This window comes from Verrucosispora sp. CNZ293, from assembly GCF_002754655.1.
In genome coordinates this window covers 4,648,889-4,668,264 of sequence record NZ_PEFR01000001.1, presented here as the reverse complement: position 1 = coordinate 4,668,264, position 19,376 = coordinate 4,648,889, and the positions used below count along the sequence as shown (strand labels likewise).

The 19,376-nt window shown below is 70.6% G+C and carries 16 protein-coding genes and 1 pseudogene; 11 read left to right on the top strand and 6 right to left on the bottom strand.

Going from position 1 to position 19,376, the window contains the following annotated elements; translation table 11 throughout:
* Positions 1 to 2,337: 2,337 nt before the first annotated feature.
* Complete coding sequence (locus tag CLT74_RS21315; RefSeq protein WP_199172234.1) at positions 2,338 to 3,258, top strand: hypothetical protein; 921 nt, start codon at positions 2,338 to 2,340, stop codon at positions 3,256 to 3,258.
* Positions 3,259 to 3,379: 121 nt separating this feature from the next.
* Positions 3,380 to 4,258: an LLM class flavin-dependent oxidoreductase gene (locus CLT74_RS21310; protein ID WP_099852531.1), complete on the top strand. Its 879-nt coding sequence runs from the start codon at positions 3,380 to 3,382 to the stop codon at positions 4,256 to 4,258.
* 35 nt (positions 4,259 to 4,293) lie between these two features.
* Here CLT74_RS21310 and CLT74_RS21305 read toward each other — a convergent pair whose 3' ends face one another.
* Complete coding sequence (locus tag CLT74_RS21305; protein ID WP_099848245.1) at positions 4,294 to 4,725, bottom strand: ASCH domain-containing protein; 432 nt, start codon at positions 4,723 to 4,725, stop codon at positions 4,294 to 4,296.
* A gap of 103 nt (positions 4,726 to 4,828) precedes the next feature.
* Between CLT74_RS21305 and CLT74_RS21300 the strand changes: the two genes are divergently transcribed.
* Positions 4,829 to 5,344, top strand: coding sequence for an alpha/beta hydrolase (locus CLT74_RS21300; protein WP_099852529.1), 516 nt, complete (start codon positions 4,829 to 4,831; stop codon positions 5,342 to 5,344).
* 76 nt (positions 5,345 to 5,420) lie between these two features.
* Here the strand turns inward: CLT74_RS21300 and CLT74_RS21295 are convergent, their stop codons facing one another.
* Complete coding sequence (locus tag CLT74_RS21295; RefSeq protein WP_099852527.1) at positions 5,421 to 5,981, bottom strand: phosphoribosyltransferase family protein; 561 nt, start codon at positions 5,979 to 5,981, stop codon at positions 5,421 to 5,423.
* Between the two features lie 179 nt (positions 5,982 to 6,160).
* Here CLT74_RS21295 and CLT74_RS21290 point away from each other — a divergent pair, with 179 nt between their 5' ends.
* From CLT74_RS21290 to CLT74_RS21275, 4 genes are all read left to right on the top strand, one after another.
* Complete coding sequence (locus CLT74_RS21290; RefSeq protein ID WP_099848243.1) at positions 6,161 to 6,796, top strand: septal ring lytic transglycosylase RlpA family protein; 636 nt, start codon at positions 6,161 to 6,163, stop codon at positions 6,794 to 6,796.
* A 100-nt stretch (positions 6,797 to 6,896) separates the two neighbouring features.
* A complete protein-coding gene (locus CLT74_RS21285) occupies positions 6,897 to 8,024 on the top strand; it encodes a PP2C family protein-serine/threonine phosphatase (RefSeq protein WP_099848241.1) in 1,128 nt (375 codons plus the stop codon).
* A 165-nt stretch (positions 8,025 to 8,189) separates the two neighbouring features.
* On the top strand, positions 8,190 to 10,046 hold the full coding sequence (locus CLT74_RS21280) for an acyl-CoA dehydrogenase (protein ID WP_099848239.1): 1,857 nt from the start codon (positions 8,190 to 8,192) through the stop codon (positions 10,044 to 10,046).
* Between the two features lie 203 nt (positions 10,047 to 10,249).
* Positions 10,250 to 10,519 carry a DUF6458 family protein gene (locus CLT74_RS21275; RefSeq protein ID WP_088996804.1) on the top strand — a complete coding sequence of 90 codons (270 nt, stop codon included), beginning with the start codon at positions 10,250 to 10,252 and terminating at the stop codon, positions 10,517 to 10,519.
* Positions 10,520 to 10,544: 25 nt separating this feature from the next.
* Here CLT74_RS21275 and CLT74_RS21270 read toward each other — a convergent pair whose 3' ends face one another.
* A complete protein-coding gene (locus CLT74_RS21270; RefSeq protein WP_099848237.1) occupies positions 10,545 to 11,084 on the bottom strand; it encodes a histidine phosphatase family protein in 540 nt (179 codons plus the stop codon).
* Positions 11,085 to 11,201: 117 nt separating this feature from the next.
* Between CLT74_RS21270 and CLT74_RS21265 the strand changes: the two genes are divergently transcribed.
* Positions 11,202 to 11,486 (top strand): DUF6458 family protein, encoded by a 285-nt coding sequence (locus CLT74_RS21265; protein WP_099848235.1) that lies wholly within the window; start codon positions 11,202 to 11,204, stop codon positions 11,484 to 11,486.
* 62 nt (positions 11,487 to 11,548) lie between these two features.
* On the opposite strand, the gene trhA is transcribed toward CLT74_RS21265, so the two are convergent.
* Positions 11,549 to 12,226 carry a PAQR family membrane homeostasis protein TrhA gene (trhA, locus tag CLT74_RS21260; RefSeq protein WP_099848233.1) on the bottom strand — a complete coding sequence of 226 codons (678 nt, stop codon included), beginning with the start codon at positions 12,224 to 12,226 and terminating at the stop codon, positions 11,549 to 11,551.
* Between the two features lie 107 nt (positions 12,227 to 12,333).
* Between trhA and CLT74_RS21255 the strand changes: the two genes are divergently transcribed.
* Genes CLT74_RS21255 through CLT74_RS21245 form a run of 3 tightly spaced genes read left to right on the top strand, consistent with a single transcriptional unit; the run spans position 12,334 to position 14,604 of the window.
* Positions 12,334 to 13,017 carry a 5-oxoprolinase subunit B family protein gene (locus CLT74_RS21255; protein WP_099852525.1) on the top strand — a complete coding sequence of 228 codons (684 nt, stop codon included), beginning with the start codon at positions 12,334 to 12,336 and terminating at the stop codon, positions 13,015 to 13,017.
* A complete protein-coding gene (locus CLT74_RS21250; RefSeq protein WP_099848231.1) occupies positions 13,014 to 13,871 on the top strand; it encodes a 5-oxoprolinase subunit C family protein in 858 nt (285 codons plus the stop codon). Before CLT74_RS21255 ends, CLT74_RS21250 begins: the two co-directional genes overlap by 4 nt.
* On the top strand, positions 13,855 to 14,604 hold the full coding sequence (locus CLT74_RS21245) for a 5-oxoprolinase subunit PxpA (protein ID WP_099848229.1): 750 nt from the start codon (positions 13,855 to 13,857) through the stop codon (positions 14,602 to 14,604). Before CLT74_RS21250 ends, CLT74_RS21245 begins: the two co-directional genes overlap by 17 nt.
* 10 nt (positions 14,605 to 14,614) lie before the next feature.
* Here the strand turns inward: CLT74_RS21245 and CLT74_RS21240 are convergent.
* Positions 14,615 to 16,449, bottom strand: a pseudogene (locus tag CLT74_RS21240) (NHL domain-containing thioredoxin family protein).
* A 106-nt stretch (positions 16,450 to 16,555) separates the two neighbouring features.
* Positions 16,556 to 19,042, bottom strand: coding sequence for an LppU/SCO3897 family protein (locus tag CLT74_RS21235; protein ID WP_099848227.1), 2,487 nt, complete (start codon positions 19,040 to 19,042; stop codon positions 16,556 to 16,558).
* Between the last annotated feature and the right edge of the window lie 334 nt (positions 19,043 to 19,376).

Sequence of the window (19,376 nt, the reverse complement as noted above, 5' to 3'; positions counted from 1 at the left end):
CTAAGGCCCTCCTACTGCCGCATAAGGTGCGCCACCACAAACATGGTCAGCGCAGCCACGACACAGACCGCGCCCACGCCGTAGAAGGTGACCCGCTCGCCCAGGCCAAACTCACCGGCCACGCCAAGGACGGTAGCTATCGATGACGCAAACCCTCCTCCAGCGATCAAGCTCGCTCGGGCAACGGAGGACCGGTGGTTGTTGTTCCGCTGGCCATTTGGGCTAGGTCTAGGTACTGTCGTCATGTCGACTCCTCGTGAATTAGCAACTACGTCGGGATCGGCATGGCGGCTCGGGAGGGACATTCCTGAGCCGCCACTCGCGTACGGAGCAACCCACGTTTAGGCGTATCGGTCGAGGCCAAACGGGCTTTTGAGGAGCCCGACGCGCCCGGCTATGATTGCTGCCGCATAGTTTATTTCATGATCCTGTTCGGCTTCCTTGAGCGCGTCCATCGGCATGAATCCAACGTCATCGCAGACCAAGAGGCCAATTATGTAGAGCCTCTGTGAACCCGTAGAAAGCTCCCGAAACTTCTCTCCGTCTTCGCTAGCTAGAAATCTCCGCATATAGCGAACGGAGCTATCGATTTTCGCCTGTGTGGGTTTCAATTCCCCCATCCTCGTCAGAAGAAATCGCCATTAGCAGCCGCTCGCCTGGCTGTGCGCCACGGCGTCCAATAGTTCCTTGGGAGAGAAAACCTCTCTTGCGGCAAGCGTGAATCCAATCTCGAATTGTTTCATTGGGTCGGTCGAACCGCGCGGCAAGGCGTGCCGTCAGCCCACGCCCCCTCTTGGCCTCCTCTAGGTAAGCGAGGGCGACGTCCTCTAGTAGTTCGTCAGGCAGCGGGGGCCGACCTCTTCGCCGCGTAGAAGCTGCGGCGGATCGTTCCAAGGCGGCGCGGGTATCGGCAGGCAGTTCCGTGGGCGGCAAGAGGTGCACTCCTGCTTGGCTAAGGGTTGGCAAGCCTTTCTCTCGCCACCCGTCGTCCGCCATGGCGTCGTGTGCCCAAGCCAAGATCCTGCCCACCGGGATCGCCCTCAACAGCGCTCCGGTTATTCCCTCGAAGGATGGACTCTGGATGGACGCGTCGGGGAATGCCGACACATCCCAATATTCATCGTCCTTGCCGCGCCATTCGCCGTCAGGGCCAACGTAGTCACCGTAATCATTAAAGTATCCCCATTGAACTCGAAATAGTTCAAGTTCCCCTATTGCTAGTCCAGTGGGAGTCTGTATGAGCACGCCATATACGGTGATTGGAAGCTTTCTGTCGGAATACACAAAGTCGGCCACATAATTCTTGCCTCGCGGTTTCTCCTTGACGTACAACTCCAATCTCGTGCCTGCGAATTCTGGATCACCCGTCTCATCGATCTCTGTGACTACCGATCTGAGTGCAAGCTCTAGAATCTGATGCCACCTGCTCTTGTACGTGTCTACTTCTTCATGATCGGGTGGCTCCGAGGGCTCATGGCTCGCACTCACACAATCAAGTCTGAAGCTGTCCCATGGGTTTAGCAACAGTTGGCAAAGCGTGCCGGATTACTCGTACTGTTGCCCGCTGCGGTTGGCCGCCGTCGCGTCTCCCACACGGGATGCTCGATTGGGTGCGACCGGCGGGCCAGCATCCTGCCGGCACACAGCGGGAGGGCCTGTGCACCCACTGGCCGCGCTGCGACGTGGCTCTAGCGCCGCTCTCGCAAGATCGAGCGCAGGCCATTGGCGGGCCATTAGGGCAGGCCGTCAGAGGTCACTCCAGGCCGGTCGGGTGCTGCTCTCACCAGTGGCTGGAGGTATGCGACTGAGTGCCTTGTACGGTTCCCAAGCTGACAGTGCGGGTTCGATTCCCGTCACCCGCTCGGATTCGAAGGCCCTGGTCAGGACGCATGTCCGCCGGGGCCTTCGACGTTCCGCCGCCCCGAGCGCCACCCGGACCACTCGGGGGCGTCTCCGATGCCGTTCATGACGCGGCAGCCCCGTTGCCCGCCGGCATCCCGGTCGGCTGACCCTCGGTCTGCGGTGCGTCGCGTGGCTCGTTGCCTGGGATTCCTATCCTCACGGTCATGGGCGCTCTCAAGCCGTGGCACCTCGTCGTCCTGACGTTCTGCTGCCTTCTGCCGACTGCGGTGGCGATCGCCGGTGGTGTCTGGGCGGTCAGTCGATCTCGTGGCCGCCGCTGAGGACCTGCGCGTCTGCCGGTGATCTAACGTCGGGTAGGCGCCGAAGCGCCGAAGAGAACCAACTGTCCACTTTGACCCTTGGGGTCATGTGCCCGGCCCGCCGTTTCTAGGCTCTCCAGCGAGGAACGCCTATTCCCTGGAGAAAGAGGCATCCATGACCATGCGGACAAGCAGGACCATCGCGGCGACGCTCCTCGCGGGCGTCGTCACCGCGACCGGCCTGCTCACGGGGGCGACCGCAGCCCAGGCGGAGCCGGTGACCGCCGGCACCTTCACGATGACCGGTGATCCTGGCGATTACATCACCGGAGGCGCCACCTACAGCTACGACGCCGCCGCCGGCGACCAGCTGTCGATCCGCGCCGACGACCAGCTTCGCGGCGTCTACCTGTCGATCAACGGCAGGAACGGTGACTGGTGGTCGATGGACCTGAAGGCACCGGCCGGGCAGCAGCTCGCCGTCGGCAGTTACCCCGACGCCACCCGCGCGCCGTTCAGTGGCGCGGGTGCCGGCATCGACATCAGCGGCAACGGCCGGGGCTGCAACACGATCACGGGATCGTTCGTGGTCGCCGATGTGGCCTTCGGCCCGCACGGCTACGTGGAGCGCCTCGACGCCACCTTCGAGCAGCACTGCGAGGGCGGCACCCCGGCTCTGCGCGGGCGGGTGGTGATCGGCAATCCGCCGCCGCCGGCCCCACTGGAGTTCAGCGTCACGCCGGCTGCGGACGGGGTCTTCAGCAAGTTGAACGGCAAGGCCACGGTGAGCGGCACGGTGGTCTGCAACGCGGACACGACTGTGCAGCTCAGCGGTCTGGTGACCCAGGTCAAGAACAAGGTCATCATTCGTGGCCCGTTCAGTGGCCGGGTCGACTGCGTCAGCGGTGAGACGGCGCAGTGGTCGGCCACGGCGGACCCGACCGGCACCACCCCGTTCCAGCGGGGGAAGGTCGAGGTCACCGGCAACGCCTGGGCGAACGACCCGAACTACCAGGGTGAGACCGTGCAGGTGGAGATCCCGGCGACCACGGTGCAGCTGACCCGGGCACCGGCGGCGGTCGAAGCTCTCATGTGATCGCGTCGGGCGTGACACGCCCGCCGATGCACCACGGGCCCGGTCCGAGGGACGACGCCTCGGGCCGGGCCTGGTGCCGTGCAGGCGCGGTGCGACCGCGGCCCCCGGTACTCTGGTGATCATGAGGGTTGGCATCGTGATCCTGCCTGACCAGCGTTGGTCGGTGGCACGGCACCGGTGGCAGCGGGTCGACGGGTGGGGTTTCGACCACGCCTGGACGTATGACCATCTGGGCTGGCGTGATCTCGTGGACGGCCCCTGGTTCGACTCGATGACGACGTTGACCGCCGCCGCGACGGTGACCTCCCGGATCCGCCTCGGCACGCTCGTCGCCTCGCCCAACTTCCGGCATCCGGCGGCCTTCGTCCGGCAGGTGACCGCGCTGGACGACGTCTCCGACGGCCGGGCGCTGCTCGGCCTCGGCGCGGGCGGCATCGGGTTCGATGCCGCGGTCCTCGGCGGTGAGACGCTGCCGCCACGGCAGCGGGTGGACCGGTTCGCCGAGTTCACCGAGTTGCTCGACGCCATCCTGCGGCAGGACGGCACCACCTGGCGCGGCGAATGGTTCGCGGCGGTCGACGCCCGGAACAATCCGGGCTGCGTGCAGGAACCCCGGGTGCCGTTCGTGGTGGCCGCCAACGGACCCCGGTCGATGCGGATCGCGGCCCGCTTCGGGCAGGGCTGGGTGACCACCGGGCCCGCCGTCGACGAGCTGAACGACTGGTGGACCGGGGTGGCTGAGCTGACCACCCGGCTCGACGCGATCCTGGCAGCGCAGGGGCGTGACCCGGCCAGCCTGGACCGCTACCTTTCGCTGGACTCGGCTCCCGTCTTCTCGTTGAGCAGCGCGCAGTTCTTCGCCGACCAGGTCGAGCGGGCGGCGAAGCTCGGCTTCACCGACGTGATCACTCACTGGCCGCGCGAGAGCGGCTGGTACGCCGGTGACGAGGCGGTCCTGGCGGATGTCGCCACCCGCCTGCTGCCCGAGTTGCACAACTGAACCCGCGACCGCCCGCCGCTCGCCCGACGGCCGGCTCAGGTGCCGAGGTCGCCGGTGGCCACCCCGCCGACCCCGGCGGACACCAGGCGGAAGCGTACGCAGGCGATCTCGCTGTCGTCGGTGACCGGAGTGCCGACGCGAGCCCAGTAGGCGGCGTGGCCGGCCCGCCACTCCTCGATCGAGCGATCGCCCTCCCCCTCGGCACAGGCGAAGTCCCACGGCACCTCGGCGAACCGGGTCACCTCGATGCCGGTCACCTCGACGACGCCCACCAGCGCGTCCGCGTCGTCGACGAGGGCCAGCCGCTCGCCGACGTGCTCAAATTCCTCGCCCTCCTCGGCGTACTCGCTGAGCAGGCCGGCGGTGGCGGTCTTCACACCAGCCAGCACGAGGGTGTTGAGGCGTGTCCGTAGCTCACCGGGAGTGCCGAGGGCTAGCGCGCGGAGTCCGCCGATCCGTGGCCACATCCTGCCGAGGCTACCGCCCGCTCGGGGCAGGAGGCGAAGCTTCAGCCGTCCCGGCGGGGACTGATTGGGGGTACGGTCGATGGCCGACGACAAGGAGATGTCTATGGCGGACCGACGTGCGGTGCTCATCCCGGGACGCGGGTACGACACCCGGTACCCCCTCTTTCTCTACCTGGGCGAGGCGCTGCGCCGGGTCGGCTTCGGGCTGCACGGGATCTCCTGGCAGGTGCCGGAACACTTCGACATCGACACCATCGGCAGGTGGGTGTGTGACCAGGTCGCCCCGACCCTGAACGAGCGGACGGATCTGCTGGTCGGCAAGTCGCTCGGCACCCTCGCCGCACCGCTCGCGGCCGGCCGGGGGCTGCCCGCCGTCTGGCTCACCCCGTTGCTGCACCGGGGGGACGTGGTGGACGCGCTGCGCCGGGCCACCGCGCCGTTCATCCTGGTCGGTGGCACCGCCGACTCGTCCTGGGACGGCGGAGTCGCCCGGCGGCTCACCCCGCACGTGTTGGAGATCTCCGGCGCCGACCACGCGCTGATGGTCCCCGGCCCGCTGGCCCGCTCCGCCGAGGCACTCGGCCAGGTCTGCACCGTCGTCGAAGACTTCGTCCGCTGACCCCCACCCCCTTCCTCCCCGTTGATCATGAAGTTGTAGTCGCGCCACGCCGATGTGCGGGACAACAACTTCATGATCAACGGGGTTGGTCGGGGAGGTCGGGGGTGGTCAGCAGAGCGGCGATGCGTAGGTCGGTGGCTACTGGTGGCGGGCAGGTGGAGATCACGGCGGCGGTGCCTACCGGTTCGGCTCCTCGGGTCGCGCAGATGTCGTAGAGGGCGCGTACCTGGGCTGCGGTGTCCACCCAGTCGTCCACCACCAGCACCCGGTCACCTGGACCCAGGTGCCGGTCCCGCACCGCGAGGTCCACCCGTCGGCCGCGAAAGTCGGGGGGGCTCTGTGCCCAGGTCAGCGAGCCGGCGGGCAGCCGCCCGTCAACCGGCTTGTGCGCTGCCACGAATCCCACGCCGAGGGCGGTGGCCGCCAGGGGGCCGAGGAGGAACCCGGTGACCGCCGGAGACACCACCACCGTGGGCCGGACCGCCCGGAACGGCGCGACAAGCGCGGGACCCAGTGCGGCGAGCGTGTCCGGGTCCCGCCACCACCCGGAGGTGTCGCTGACCAGGTGGCTGGCACCCGGTCCGAGGTCGACCCATCCGAACAGCTCGACAAGGCGTTTTTTCAGCTCAGCGGGCATGTCACCATCCTGCGCCAGGCGGTTGCCGGGCACCGGCCCGCCCGGCCCACCGAGGATCGGATGATCGGCTTCACGTATCACCGCAATTGCGGGCATAGCATCATGATCACGTTGACTTCGGAAGTGCTTCTCTCGTTATGGTCCGACCCGGTTTGCCCCGCTGAGAAAGGACCGGGCCGGTGACTGGTAAGCACTCCCGTACCCGCAGGATCACCTCGCCGGCCGGTCTCACGGCCAGCGCCGTGCTGGCGGTCGCGCTCGCCGTCGGCGGCACCGTCGGCGCCGTCCGGTTGACTGCCGAGGCGGAGCCGGTACGACCGGCCGCTATCGACCTGTCGCCCACCAGCGAGACGAGCGCCCCCGAGACCGGCTCGCCGAGCGCGTCGCCGAGCGCCAGCCCCAGTGCCGCACCGAGTCCGACGGTGAGTCCGACGCCGAGCCGCACCGCGCAGGCGCCGTCGCGCAGCAAACAGCGTACGGCCCGCCCGACGCCGAAGCCGACGGCAAAGAAGACGACGGCCCGTCCGGTGGTCGACACCGGCTCCTGCGGTGCCTCCTTCTACTGGCAGGGGCAGATGACCGCCAACGGCGAGACGTTCAACCCCGAGGGGATGACGGCCGCGCACAAGACCCTGCCCTTCGACACCAAGGTGCGGGTGACCAACCCGGCCAACGGCAAGTCGGTGACCGTCCGGATCAACGACCGCGGTCCGTTCATCGAGGGCCGGTGCCTGGACCTGGCGCGGGGCGCGTTCGCCGAGATCGCGTCGCTCGACCTCGGTCACATCGAGGTCCGCTACGAGGTGCTCGGCTGAGGCGGTGGACCGCCGCGATCGGCTCCGGCACCGGATCCTCACGACCAGAACCATCTCGTTCGTGGGGCCAGGCTCATTCTTTCGCTCACGTACATCGGGCATGCTGTCGGATGTACGTACGCAACTCCTCCAGCCGGGCCGCGGCCCGCTGAGCCCCGGATCCCGCGCCGGCCTCGGCGCGGCCTTCGTCCTGCTCGCAATCGTCTCGGCGGTCGAGCTGGCGGACGGGCGTACGGCGAACTACATCGCACTCATGGTTGCCGCACCGTTCCTGGCCGCGGCGCTCGCCTCGTGGCGGATCGTGCTCGGCGTCGGTGCCGCCGCCACCGTGCTGGGGGCGACCTTCGCCCTGGCCGAACGGACGGTCTCGCTGTCCACGGCCCTCGCCGTGGCGGGCATCGCGTTGGGCACCGGCATCGCGGGTGCGGTGGCGGCGGTACGGCAGCGGCAGGCGGAGCAGATCGCCGAGTTGTCGAAGCTGGCCACGGTGGCCCAGCAGGCGGTGCTGCGTCCGCTCGGCCCCCGGTTGGGTGCCCTCTCCGTGGCCGGCAGGTACATATCGTCGACAGCCACGGCAGAGATCGGCGGCGACCTCTACGAGGCGATCGAGACTCCGTACGGCGTTCGGATGATCATCGGTGACGTACGCGGGAAGGGTCTGGAGGCGGTGCGACTGGCGAGCATCGTGCTCGGCTCGTACCGGCACGTGGCGTACGAGCGGGCCGATCTCCGGGCCGTGGTGACGGATCTGGACCGGGCCGTGGCGCGCAACGTCGGCGACGAGGACTTCGTCACCGCCGCGCTTGTCGAGGAACGCGGTGGCACCCTCACCATCGTCAACTGCGGGCATCCCGCGCCGCTGCTGCTGCGTCGTGGCGCGGTGATCTCTCTTGAACCGCCGGCCCCGGCGCCTCCGTTGGGCTTCATGCCTGTGGTCCGGCCACGGGTGGAGCGGCTGGAGCCGGGCGACCGGTTACTGCTGTTCACCGACGGGCTGGGCGAGGCGCGTCGGGACGGTGAGTTCTTCCCCACCGCGGACCGGGCCTGGCGGTTGCTCGGTCACGGCACGGTAGGTGACGGCCTCGCCTCGTTGGAGACCGCCCTCGTCGAGTGGGTGCACGGCCGCCTCGACGACGACATCGCGCTGGTGCTGATGGAGTACACGGGCTCACCTGGCGACGCGACGGCGGCGGTGCCGAGCTGGGAGGTCGGCGCGGCCGAGGGGTGAGGCTCTGTCTTGCGGATCGGGACGGGCGGTCAGGGGCGGGCCTGAACCTGAACGACAGGTGTGTAATGCCTGTCACTGTCCGAACCGGGTTGTCGCTGCCTACCGGTGAGTAATAGAGTCGGGGTTACTGATCGGTAACACCTGTCCGGAAGCGGGGCCAGCGACATGACCCACTACAAGAGCAACCTTCGGGACCTCGAATTCAACCTGTTCGAGGTGTTCGGAGCGGACCGGGCGTTCGGCCAGGAGCCGTACTCCGACCTCGACGTCGAAACCGCGCGGAGCTTCCTCGCCGAGGTCGACCGGCTGGCTCGGCAGGACCTGGCCGCCAGTTACCAGGACAGCGACCGTAACCCTCCGGTCTTCGACCCGGCCACGCACACCGCGCCGCTGCCGGAGTCGTTCAAGAAGTCGTACCGGGCCTTCATGGAGTCCGAGTTCTGGCGGCTGGACCTGCCCTCGGAGCTGGACGGCACCAACGCCCCCCGGGCGCTGTGGTGGGCGCTCGCCGAGCTGGTGCTCGGCTCGAACGCGCCGGTCTGGATGTACGCCTCCGGTCCGTCCTTCGCGCACGTGCTGCACGTCGAGGGCACCGAGCAGCAGAAGAAGTGGGCCAAGCTCTTCATCGACAGGCAGTGGGGCTCCACGATGGTGCTCACCGAGCCGGACGCCGGCTCGGACGTGGGTGCCGGCCGTACCCGGGCGATCCAGCAGCCGGACGGCTCGTGGCACATCGAGGGCGTCAAGCGCTTCATCACCTCCGGTGAGCACGACCTGAGCGACAACATCGTGCACTACGTCCTGGCCCGTCCGGTCGGTGTGGACGGTGTGGGTGGCCCCGGTACCAAGGGCCTGTCGCTGTTCGTCGTCCCGAAGTACCACTTCGACGAGAACACCGGCGAAGTGGGCGAGCGCAACGGCGTCTTCGCCACAAACGTCGAACACAAGATGGGCCTGAAGGTCTCCAACACCTGCGAGATCACCTTCGGTGAGCACGGCGTACCGGCCAAGGGCTGGTTGCTGGGCGAGAAGCACGACGGCATCCGGCAGATGTTCATGATCATCGAGTACGCCCGGATGATGGTCGGCACCAAGGCCATCGCCACGCTGTCCACCGGCTACCTCAACGCGCTGGAGTACGCCAAGAACCGGGTGCAGGGCGCCGACCTGACCCAGATGGCGGACAAGACGGCCCCGCGGGTGGCCATCACCGCGCACCCCGACGTGCGTCGCTCGCTGCTGCTGCAGAAGTCGTACGCCGAGGGCCTGCGGGCGCTGGTTCTCTACACCGCCACCTGGCAGGACAAGGTCGCCATCGCCGAGGCGGCCGGTGACGAGAAGGCCATCAAGCTGGCCAAGCGGGTGAACGACCTGCTTCTTCCGCTGGTCAAGGGCGTCGGTTCGGAGCGCGCGTACGAGTTGCTCGGACACGAGTCGCTGCAGACCTTCGGTGGCTCCGGCTTCCTCCAGGACTACCCGCTGGAGCAGTACGTCCGGGACGCCAAGATCGACACGCTGTACGAGGGCACCACGGCGATCCAGAGCCTCGACCTGATCTTCCGAAAGATCGTCCGGGACAACGGCAAGGCACTGATGGCCGTGGCCGGCGAGATCCAGGAGTTCATCGCCACCGAGGCGGGCAACGGCCAGCTCAAGGAGGAGCGTCAGGCGCTCGGCAAGGCACTCGCCGAGATCCAGAACATGCTCGGCGTGATGACCGGTTGGTTGGGTGAGGCGCAGGGCGGGGACACCCGGGCGCTGTACAAGGTCGGGCTCGGCAGCCGGCGGTTCCTGCTGGCGCTCGGCGACCTCGTCGTCGGCTGGCTGCTGCAGAAGCAGGCCGACGTGGCGCTGAAGGCCCTCACCGGTGAGGTGGCGGCGGCGGACAAGGCGTTCTACACCGGAAAGGTGGCCGCTGCCCGGTTCTTCGCCCGCGAGGTGCTGCCCCGCATCGGCGCCGACCGCCGCATCATCGAGAACACCGACCTGGACGTCATGGACCTCCCGGAGGAGGCGTTCTGAGTCACGGGGCACCCGACCGCGACGCGCGGTAGCACCGCGTCGCGGCCCGTGTCAGCACGACAGCCGGCGGGCTCAGGCCCGCCGGCTGTCGTCGTGTCGAGCGTTCGCAGCCCGGCGGTGCGGGTAATCGCGGGGCGGGCGGGTAACCGTCGCGGACCAGTCCGAGTACGCCCAGAGCAACCGCACGGGGGAGTGCCGCGCACATGGGCATTGGTAGTGGGATCTTCCTGATCGCGATCGGCGCGATCCTGACCTTCGCCATCCGGGCCAACGTCTGGTGGATCGACCTGCGGGCGGTCGGTTGGGTCTTCATCCTGGCCGGGCTGGCCGTGCTGCTCACCACGCTCTGGTTCTGGCAGGACCGCCGGAAGCGGGCCCGGACCCTGATCGTGGAGGAGAACCGGCTCTCGCACCCGACCGCGATGATGCCGCCACCCCCCGATCCACCGCCGCCGACCGCGCCACCGAGCTGAGCGAAGCGCCCACACCGCACGCGGCCTATCCGCGTGCGGTGTGCCACGTCGCTATCCCGGCCGTACCGCGGCCCAGTTCAACCCAGGGCACGGCCGTCCGGTGCACCACCAACCCGCTGGTACGCAGTCCCTCCGGGTCCGCCCGGACCGGATCGAGTAGTTCGGACAGCAGCGAGATGCCGGGGTTGTGGGCGATCAGCAGGACCGTCGCGGTGGTCGGCCGGACCTGGCGGATCAGGTGCAGCAGGTCCTCCGGATGAGCCTCGTAGGCGTCCGGTACGTAGCTGACCGCTGGAGCCGGACCTGCGGGGCCACTCTCCGGCGGTGAACCGGTGATCCCCAACTGCACGTCGTGCCACGTCTGTCTGGTGCGTACGGCCGCCGAGCAGAGCACCACGTCCGGCAGCAGCCCGTGCCGGGCCAGCCATGCCCCTGCCGCCGCCGCGTCCGCACGACCGCGGGTGGCCAGCGGACGTTCGAAGTCCGGACGGTCCGGGGTGGGCTGTTCGGCCTTGGCATGCCGCAGCAGCACAAGTGTCCGCTCGTGGTGCGGGCTGTCCGTCATGTCTCCAGCTTGCCCGATTGGCGATCTCCCTGGCGGGGTAAGTCGGTCGGTGCCGCAACCTCATCCGTGGCCGCGGCGGAGTGGAATGCCAGCTTCGATAGCCAAGGAGACGACGAGATGGGCATCGGTGGCAGTATTTTCCTGATCGCGCTGGGTGCGATCTTCGCGTTCGCGGTGGAGGCGGACCTGGGCTGGCTCAACCTGAGCGTCGTCGGCTGGGTGCTGATGCTCGCCGGTGTCGCCGGGCTGATCGTGACCCTCTACTTCTGGAACTCACGTCGGCGTACCGTCGTCGCACCGGTGCGCGAGGAGCGGGTGGTCGCCGAACACGCCGTGCCGGTCCAGCAGGACCGGGTGGTCCAGGAATACCGCGAGGTGCGCCGCCCCGGTCCCACGATCTGACCCTGAGCCCAGTGGGGGTGGTGAGCGACGAGGCTCACCACCCCCACTGTCGTCGTACTGGGTCAGGCGAAGAGTGCAAAGTAGATGGCGATGTGGTGGCAGATCGCGGCGACAAGCGTGCAGGCGTGGAAGAACTCGTGGTGGCCGAAGACGGTGGGCCACGGGTTGGGGCGACGCAACGCGTAGAAGATCGCGCCCACGGTGTAGATCCCGCCACCCACGGCGAGCAGCACCAGGGCCGCGACTCCGCCCTGGTGGAGGATGTCGGGCAGCATCGCCACGGACACCCAGCCCAGCGCGAGGTACAGCGGCGCGGAGATCCAACGGTTGGCGTGCGGCCAGATCAGCTTGAGCGCCACACCGCCCAGGGCGCCGCCCCAGACGATCGACAGCATCATGATGGCGGCCCGGGTCTCCAGCAGCAGCAGGCAGAACGGTGTGTACGTGCCAGCGATGAACAGGAAGATCATCGAGTGGTCCATCCGGCGCATGACCGCGTAGCCGCGCGTTGACCAGACCCGACGGTGGTACAGCGCGCTGGTGCCGAAGAGACCGCAGACGGTGAGGCTGTAAATGGCGGAGCTGACCAGGGGGGTCCAGCCCGGACGGGTGGCGGCGATCGAACAGAGCACGATGCCGCAGACCAGTGCGACGAAGAACGCGTACGTGTGCAGCCAGCCGCGCATCCGGGGTTTCCCGATGTCGACCGGCTTGAGCCGGGGGCGTGCTGAGGTGGTCACGTCCTTAGGTTACGGCAGCGTAGGTTACTTTCGGGTAGTGCAACTGGTCACGCTCTCCGACCGGTGGGCGACGCGGAAGCGTCAGCACTTCCGGGAGGATGGCGGACATGCGGATCAGACCGGTCGGCAGGCACGCTCTCCTGCTCGACCTCGCCCCTCCGGAGGCCACCGATCCCACTGGTCCACCCCGGTGTGAAACCGACGTGGCCGCCGACGTCGAGGCGTGGCGGGCGGAGCTGTGGCGTCGCCGCGAGCTGGGCGAACTGTCCGCCGTCGAGATCGTGCCCGCCGCCGCCACCGTGCTGCTCGACGGCGTGCCGGATCCGCCGGCCACAGCCACCCGGATCGCCAGCTGGACGGCCACCGCACGCCCCGCCGACACCGTCGCCGCCGATCCCACCGCCACACCCGGCCACCTCGTCGAGATACCCGTGACCTACGACGGGGACGACCTCCCCCGGGTGGCCGGTCACTGGCGCACCGACGTGCCGGGCGTCGTGCGGCGTCTGCGCCACACCGAGTTCCAGGTCGCGTTCTGCGGCTTCGCGCCCGGCTTCGGGTACCTCACCGGGCTGCCCGCCGAGCTGGCGGTGCCCCGGCTGGCCACACCCCGTACCCGGGTGCCGGCCGGTTCGGTCGCCCTGGCCGGTCGGTACGCCGGGATCTACCCCACCGCGTCCCCCGGCGGCTGGCTGCTGGTCGGTCGGACCGAGCTGACCCTGTTCGACGTGGCGGCTGACCCACCGGCCCTGCTCAGCCCCGGCACCCGGGTCCGGCTGGTGGACCGGTGAGCGGCACCGTCGAGGTTCTCCGGGCCGGAGCGCTGACCACCGTGCAGGACCTCGGCCGACCCGGCTGGGCACACCTCGGCGTACCCCGTTCCGGTGCACTCGACCCGGCGGCGCTGCGACTGGCCAACCGCCTGGTCGGCAATGCGGAACCCGCGGCCGGCCTGGAGATCACCCTGACCGGCTGCGAGCTGCGCCCCACCCGGGCCACCACAGTCGCAGTGGTGGGCGCCGAGGCCGACGTGCGGATCGGTAACCGCCCCGGCGACACCGGCCGTCCGCTTGCCGTACCGGGCGGGGCGGTGCTCCGCATCGGTCCCGCCCGACGGGGCCTGCGCTGCTGGCTCGCGGTGGCCGGCGGAATCGCCGTCCCACAGGTGCTGGGCAGCCGCTCCACCGACACCCTCGCCGGGATCGGGCCGACCCCGCTACGCGACGGCGACCTGCTGCCGCTTGGCACCCCGGCCGGCCCGCCCGCCCCGGTCGACGTCACGGTGCCCGGGCCGTTCCCGACGGAGCTGCGGCTGACCGTGCGGCTCGGCCCCCGACACGACTGGTTCACCCCGGCGGCGCTGGACCTGTTGCTCGGCACGACGTACCAGGTGAGTCCGTTGAGCAACCGGGTCGGCGCGCGGCTCAGCGGCGCGCCGCTACCCCGCGCGGTGGCCGGGGAACTGCCGAGCGAGGGACTCGTCCTCGGCGCGGTCCAGGTGCCGGCCGACGGTCAACCACTCGTCTTCCTCGCCGACCACCCCACCACCGGCGGATACCCGGTCATCGCGGTGGTGGACGACGTGACCCCGCTCGCACAGGCCCGTCCAGGCACTACGGTGAGATTTCATGGACCTCAACGCTGACCTCGGCGAGGGCTTCGGCATCTGGCGTCTCGGCGACGACCAGGCCCTGCTGAACCTGGTCACCTCCGCCAACGTCGCCTGCGGCTTCCACGCCGGGGACCCGGCCACGATGCGCCGGGTCTGCGCCGCCGCCGCGGAGCGGGGAGTCGCCGTCGGAGCCCAGGTCGGATACCGGGACCTCGCCGGCTTCGGCCGACGGCACATCGAGTACGAGTTCGCGGAACTGCGCGACGAGGTGCTCTACCAGCTCGGCGCGCTCAACGCGTTCTGCCGGGCGTACCGCACCCGGGTCCGCTACCTCAAGCCGCACGGAGCGCTCTACCACGCGGCGGCCAGCGAGGAGATGCCGGCGGCGGCCCTGTTGGCCGCGCTTGAGGACTACGACCCGGAGCTGCCGGTCCTCTGCCCACCCGGGTCGGTGCTGGCCCAGCTCGCGCAGGGCGCCGGCATCCGGGTCGTCGCCGAGGGGTTCGCTGACCGGAACTACCTGCCCAACGGTCGCCTGGTACCACGCAGCTCGCCGGACGCCTTGGTCACCGACCCGCAGGAGGTGGCCCGCCGGGCGGTGCGGATGGCCACCGAACGGGTCGTGGTGACAGTCGACGGCAGCACGGTCCCGTGCACGGTGGAGTCGGTGTGCCTGCACGGCGACAGCCCCGGCGCGGTGGCCGCCGCGGAACTCGTCCGCGCCGCCCTCGTCGACGCCGGGGTCACCCCCGCCCCGTTCAGCTGAACCGGGGACCTCAGCCGGCGTCCATGCCGCGCAGGACCAACGGCAGCCGGCCGGCGCCGCCGTCGACCACCCGCACCGGTACGCCCCAGTCCTGCCGGGTCAGGTGGCAGGCCGCGTGTTCCACATCGGCGTCACAGGTCGCAGCCTGCGCGGTCACCTGGAGCACCCCGTCGGGCACCGATCCGTCGATCACCAGGCGGCGGGACAGCTCCGTGCCGGTGCCCGCCCCTCGACAAGCAGCTCCGGCGGCGACGCCGAGACGACGAGCCGGGTGGACGGGCCGAAGGTGTCGTCGAGCTTCTGCCCGGGGGCCGGGGTGAAGACCACATCCAGCACGACCTCGCCCGAGGCCAGGTCCGTCGGCCTGCGCTCGGTGCGGTGCCGGGGACCGTCGACGGTCTCCGCGCCGGCCGCCGAGAGCGCGCCCGGCGCCAGCCGGGTGACCCGGTGCGCCGCCGACTCCACCACCAGCACCGCGCCGTCGGCGGTGAGCACCAGGTCGCTCGGCTCGGCCAGACCGGTGGCGACGGTGGCCACCCGATCGCCGGCCGGGTCGTACCGGCGGACCGCGCCGTTGTACGTGTCGGCGATCAGGACCGAGTCGTCGGGCAGGGCGCAGACGCCGAGCGGATGCTGGAGCAGGGCCTGCGCCGCCGGCCCGTCCACATGGCCGAAGTCGAACAGGCCCTGCCCGACGGCGGTACCCAGGACACCGTTCTCGACATAGCGGATGGCGCTGGTCTCGCTGTCGGCGACCCAGAGCCGGCGGCCGTCGGTGGAGACGGCGAGCCCGGACGGCTGGGCCAGCCACGCCTCCGACAGCGGCCCGTCGCGCAGCGCCTCCACGGTGGTGCCGGCGTACATGCCGGCGGTGCGCTTGATCGGGTCGAACCACCAGAGCTGGTGGATGCCGGCCATGGCGATGACGACCTTGCCGTCGTACCAGGCGAGGTCCCAGGGCGAGGAGAGGTCGACCGAGAGGGCGTCGTGCGCGTGGTCGTCGACAGTCGACCGCCACTGCCGCCCGGTGCCGGCCACGGTGAGCACCTCGCCGGTGGCCAGCCGTACGCCCCGCAGCAGGTGGTTGACGGTGTCGGCGACCACCAGGTCGTAGCCGCAGACCTCGGCCACCTGCGGCGGAAGCAGACACAGCCCCTGCGGCTCGGAGAAGGTCGCGGCCCCGGCGGCACCGTCGGCCCGGCCCCGCTCGCCGGTACCGATGGCCCGGACGACTGTCTCCCCGTCGGTGCCCAACTCGACCAGGCGGTGCCGCGCCGAGTCGGAGACCAGCAGACCACCGTCGGGCAGGGCCACCGCCTTACCCGGGAAGCGGAGGGTGGTCTCCGGTTCGGCGGGCGGCACGTACGGACCGTCTCCCCGGTGCAGGGTGCCCTTGGCCTCGTGAGTGGCGATCAGGTCGTCGATCAGCCGGGCCAGCCCGTCGGCGTGCCCCTCACCCGCCATGGTGGCCACCACGTACCCCTCCGGGTCGATCACCGCGAGGGTCGGCCAGGCGCGGGCCGCGTACTGCTGCCACATGTCCAGCTCGGGGTCGTCCAGTACCGGGTGGTGCACGCCGTACCGCTCCACGGCGGCGGCCAGCGCGTCCGGGTCCTTCTCGTGCTCGAACTTCGGCGAGTGCACGCCGATCACCACGAGGACGTCGGCGTACTTCTGCTCAAGGGGACGCAACTCGTCAAGCACGTGCAGGCAGTTGATGCAGCAGAAGGTCCAGAAGTCCGCGATGACGATCTTGCCCCGCAGGTCGGCGAGGGTCAGCTCTCGCCCGCCGGTGTTCAACCAGGCCCGACCCCGAAGCTCGGGAGCCCGTACGCGTGCACTCATGACCCCATCGTGCCCTACCGCCAGCCGCCCGCCGGCCGGAAGGGGGGCCGACGAGACGCGGCGGGGCCACGGTTGCCCGTGACCCCGCCGTCGAGTGTGCGGCAGATCAGCCGCCGGTCGCCTCCTTGAGGCAGAGCACCGGGTTGGCGGTGGCACCACGAAGATCCACGTGCGGCATGGCCGGGTCGGGGCACTTGTCCTTCGACTCGACCTTGGACACCACGCTGAAGGCTTCCGGCTCGGTGCACTCGGCGGCCACCGCTGTGCTGCCGGAGCGCTTGACGCAGGAACCAACCGGCGGGTCGAAGGCGTTCGCGTCGTCCGACCCACCGATCATGCCGAGGAGCATCAGCAGGCCGAGCGGGATGGCCAGGATGAGCACCGCGGCGACCAGCACCGCGGCGAGTACCCGCCCGTTGCGTACCTTCGGTGCCGGGGTTTCCGGAGCCGGCTCGGCGACCGGCTTGAACGCGTCGAAGCGGCCCTGCTCCGACTCGCCCGACCCGCTGCCCGGGCCCGGGCTCCACGGCGGCGCGGACTGCGGTGGCGGGGGGAACGCCGAATTGTGTTCGCTGCCCGGCTCGGAGCGGACGGGAGAACCGTAGGCACCGCCCGGGCGGTCGGACGGCCCGCCGAACGGGTCGCCGCCCGGCGCGCCGAACGGGTCGCGCGGCCCAGCGCCGAACGGGTCGGCCGGGCGTTCCGGTTCGGCGTGCGGTCGTACCCCGTTGACCGGGCGGTTGGTCGGTGGTGCGTCCATGAAGGACGGCATTCCCGGCGGGAAGGCGGGCGGGGCAGCCGGCGAAGCCGGGGCGGCTGAACCCGCGAAGGCGTTCGGCCCGCCCATCGGCGGGTCGAAGCGGGGCTCCGGGGCCTGCTCGAACCGTTCCGGACCCTGATCGCCGCGCTCCGCAGCCTGGTCGAAGTCGAACCGACCCGGACTCTGGTCGAAGCGGGGCACCAGCGGCTGCTCGCCGTGCTCCTGGGCCGGCTCCTCGGTGTGCTCGGGTCGGGCCGGCCGGCCGTACACCCGGGGTTGTGGCGTGGGCGAACCGGCCGGACGAACCGGGTGGTCGGCCGGGGGCATGACCCGACTGGACAGCGGTACCGAGGCGCTCGCCGCGACCCCGCCGCCGGCTGGCGGAGTGACCCGGCCCTCGGCCTCCGGGGAGGTGCGCGGTGCCGGGATGGCCGGTGACTGCGGATCGTCGTGCCGGGGCTCGGGCTGGCCCCAGGCCATGCCGCCGACAGGCTGGTCGACGACCGGGCGGCCGGCTGATCCGGCCTGGTCGTCGGTGAACGGCGTGGGCTGGGCGAAGTCCGCGGGCGGTGTGGCGGCCAGGCTGGCGCCCGGCACCCGCTGCTCCTGCGGCGGCAGCGGCACCATGTTGGCCGGGGAGATGCCCGGCGCCGGTGCGGGCTGGTAGGCCGGGGCGTCATCGGGCCGACCCGCGTCGGGCTCGGGGTTGGGCCGAGGTGCGGCCGGCTCCGCCGCTGCCTGGCCCCACGCCTCACCGGCTGACCACGGCTGGATGTCGGGCGAGGAGGATCGGTCGGCGGCGGTACGCGAGGGGAGCGGTTCGGCTGACGGGCTCCAGGACGGCGGCGGGCCGGCCGCCGGATTTCCACCGGCCCAGCCGGTCGGCTCCTCCCGTGCCGGTGTGGCCCAGTCCGGCTGCGCCGGCCGGTCACCGCCCGCGTGCCAGCCCTCTGCGGGCTGTTCGTTGGCCCAGCCCTCAGCGGCGGGCTCCCGCCGCTGGCCGGTCGCCCAGCCGGGCTGTTCCGGCTGCTCGGTCGGCCATGCCTCGGCACGGGACGAACCGTCGGCCGGCCGTTGCTGGCCGGCGTCGGGGGCCGGCACCTGTGCACTGGCCCGAGCTGCCGGCTCGCGCGCGGGTGGCGGCGGGTCGGCCTGCGCCCACGCCGGCTGGGCGGGCTCGGATTGTCCTGCGGCCGAAGCCCAGCCCGGAGTCTGGTCGTCGGTACGGGGTGTGTTGGTCCAGTCCGGCTGCTGACCGGCGGACCACCCACCGGATGCCGCCACGTTGGACTGGGCGGGGGCGGCCTGCCCGCCGGCCCAGTCGGGCTGGCTCGCGACCGGTTGGTTGGCGGCCCAGTCGGGCTGGCTCGCGGCCGGTTGGGCCGGGGTCCAGTCGGCCGGTCGCGCGGTGTCCCCATTGGGGGGTTCGGTGGCCCAGGCCGGCCCGGTCTGGGCACCGTTGGCCCAGGCAGGCTGATCCGATGTGGGCGGTCCGGCCGGCGCCCACCCCGGGGTGGGCTGCTGCGGCTGGTCCCCCTGAGACGCCCAGGCCGGCTGGTTACCGGCGGGCTGGTCCCAACTGCCGGGCGTCGCGGCTTCCGCCTGCCGGGTCGCCTGGGCGCTGCCCCACGCGTTGCCCTGCTGGTTCGCCCAGGCCGGCGCGGACGGATCCGGGCGGGCGGGTGGCGGGGGAGCCCAACCGAGGTCGGGGGCGGATGCGCCGTACCCGTTGTCCGGCTGAGCCGGTCGGTCGCCGTACGGCGCCGGTCCGCCGCCGCCCGGCGGCACCTCGTCCGGCTCCTGGCCGGGGCGGTGCGGGCCCTCGGACGTCATGCGTGCGCCTCCTCCATCACATGTCGGCCGCCGTCGCCGATGGTCTCGGCAGGGCAGCCGGCGGTGCCGGCGTACCGGCCGTGCCGGCTCCCCGCACCGTATCCCGGTAGCCGCTGGTGGGCCTCCGGGGAGCTTCAATCGTCACTGTCCGTCGCCGGGCGGTGTCGAGGTGCTTCTATCGCCTCGGCCTGCCCCCGAGCGCGGACGACGACCGAGCCCCACCGTACCGGGCGCTGCGGCGGGGCGGTATCCCGGTGTCAGGGGCCGGTCGTAACGCCGACGACCCGCCCGGGTTGCCCGGGCGGGTCGTCGATCTGGAGGAGGCGGATAACGT

Bases quoted from the DNA above. Each gene is read 5' to 3' on its own strand.
- CLT74_RS21315 (WP_199172234.1), top strand. From the start codon at position 2,338: ATGACCATGCGGACAAGCAGGACCATCGCGGCGACGCTCCTCGCGGGC.
- CLT74_RS21310 (WP_099852531.1), top strand. From the start codon at position 3,380: ATGAGGGTTGGCATCGTGATCCTGCCTGACCAGCGTTGGTCGGTGGCA.
- CLT74_RS21305 (WP_099848245.1), bottom strand. From the start codon at position 4,725: ATGTGGCCACGGATCGGCGGACTCCGCGCGCTAGCCCTCGGCACTCCC.
- CLT74_RS21300 (WP_099852529.1), top strand. From the start codon at position 4,829: ATGGCGGACCGACGTGCGGTGCTCATCCCGGGACGCGGGTACGACACC.
- CLT74_RS21295 (WP_099852527.1), bottom strand. From the start codon at position 5,981: ATGCCCGCTGAGCTGAAAAAACGCCTTGTCGAGCTGTTCGGATGGGTC.
- CLT74_RS21285 (WP_099848241.1), top strand. From the start codon at position 6,897: ATGCTGTCGGATGTACGTACGCAACTCCTCCAGCCGGGCCGCGGCCCG.
- CLT74_RS21280 (WP_099848239.1), top strand. From the start codon at position 8,190: ATGACCCACTACAAGAGCAACCTTCGGGACCTCGAATTCAACCTGTTC.
- CLT74_RS21275 (WP_088996804.1), top strand. From the start codon at position 10,250: ATGGGCATTGGTAGTGGGATCTTCCTGATCGCGATCGGCGCGATCCTG.
- CLT74_RS21270 (WP_099848237.1), bottom strand. From the start codon at position 11,084: ATGACGGACAGCCCGCACCACGAGCGGACACTTGTGCTGCTGCGGCAT.
- CLT74_RS21265 (WP_099848235.1), top strand. From the start codon at position 11,202: ATGGGCATCGGTGGCAGTATTTTCCTGATCGCGCTGGGTGCGATCTTC.
- CLT74_RS21255 (WP_099852525.1), top strand. From the start codon at position 12,334: ATGCGGATCAGACCGGTCGGCAGGCACGCTCTCCTGCTCGACCTCGCC.
- CLT74_RS21245 (WP_099848229.1), top strand. From the start codon at position 13,855: ATGGACCTCAACGCTGACCTCGGCGAGGGCTTCGGCATCTGGCGTCTC.
- CLT74_RS21235 (WP_099848227.1), bottom strand. From the start codon at position 19,042: ATGACGTCCGAGGGCCCGCACCGCCCCGGCCAGGAGCCGGACGAGGTG.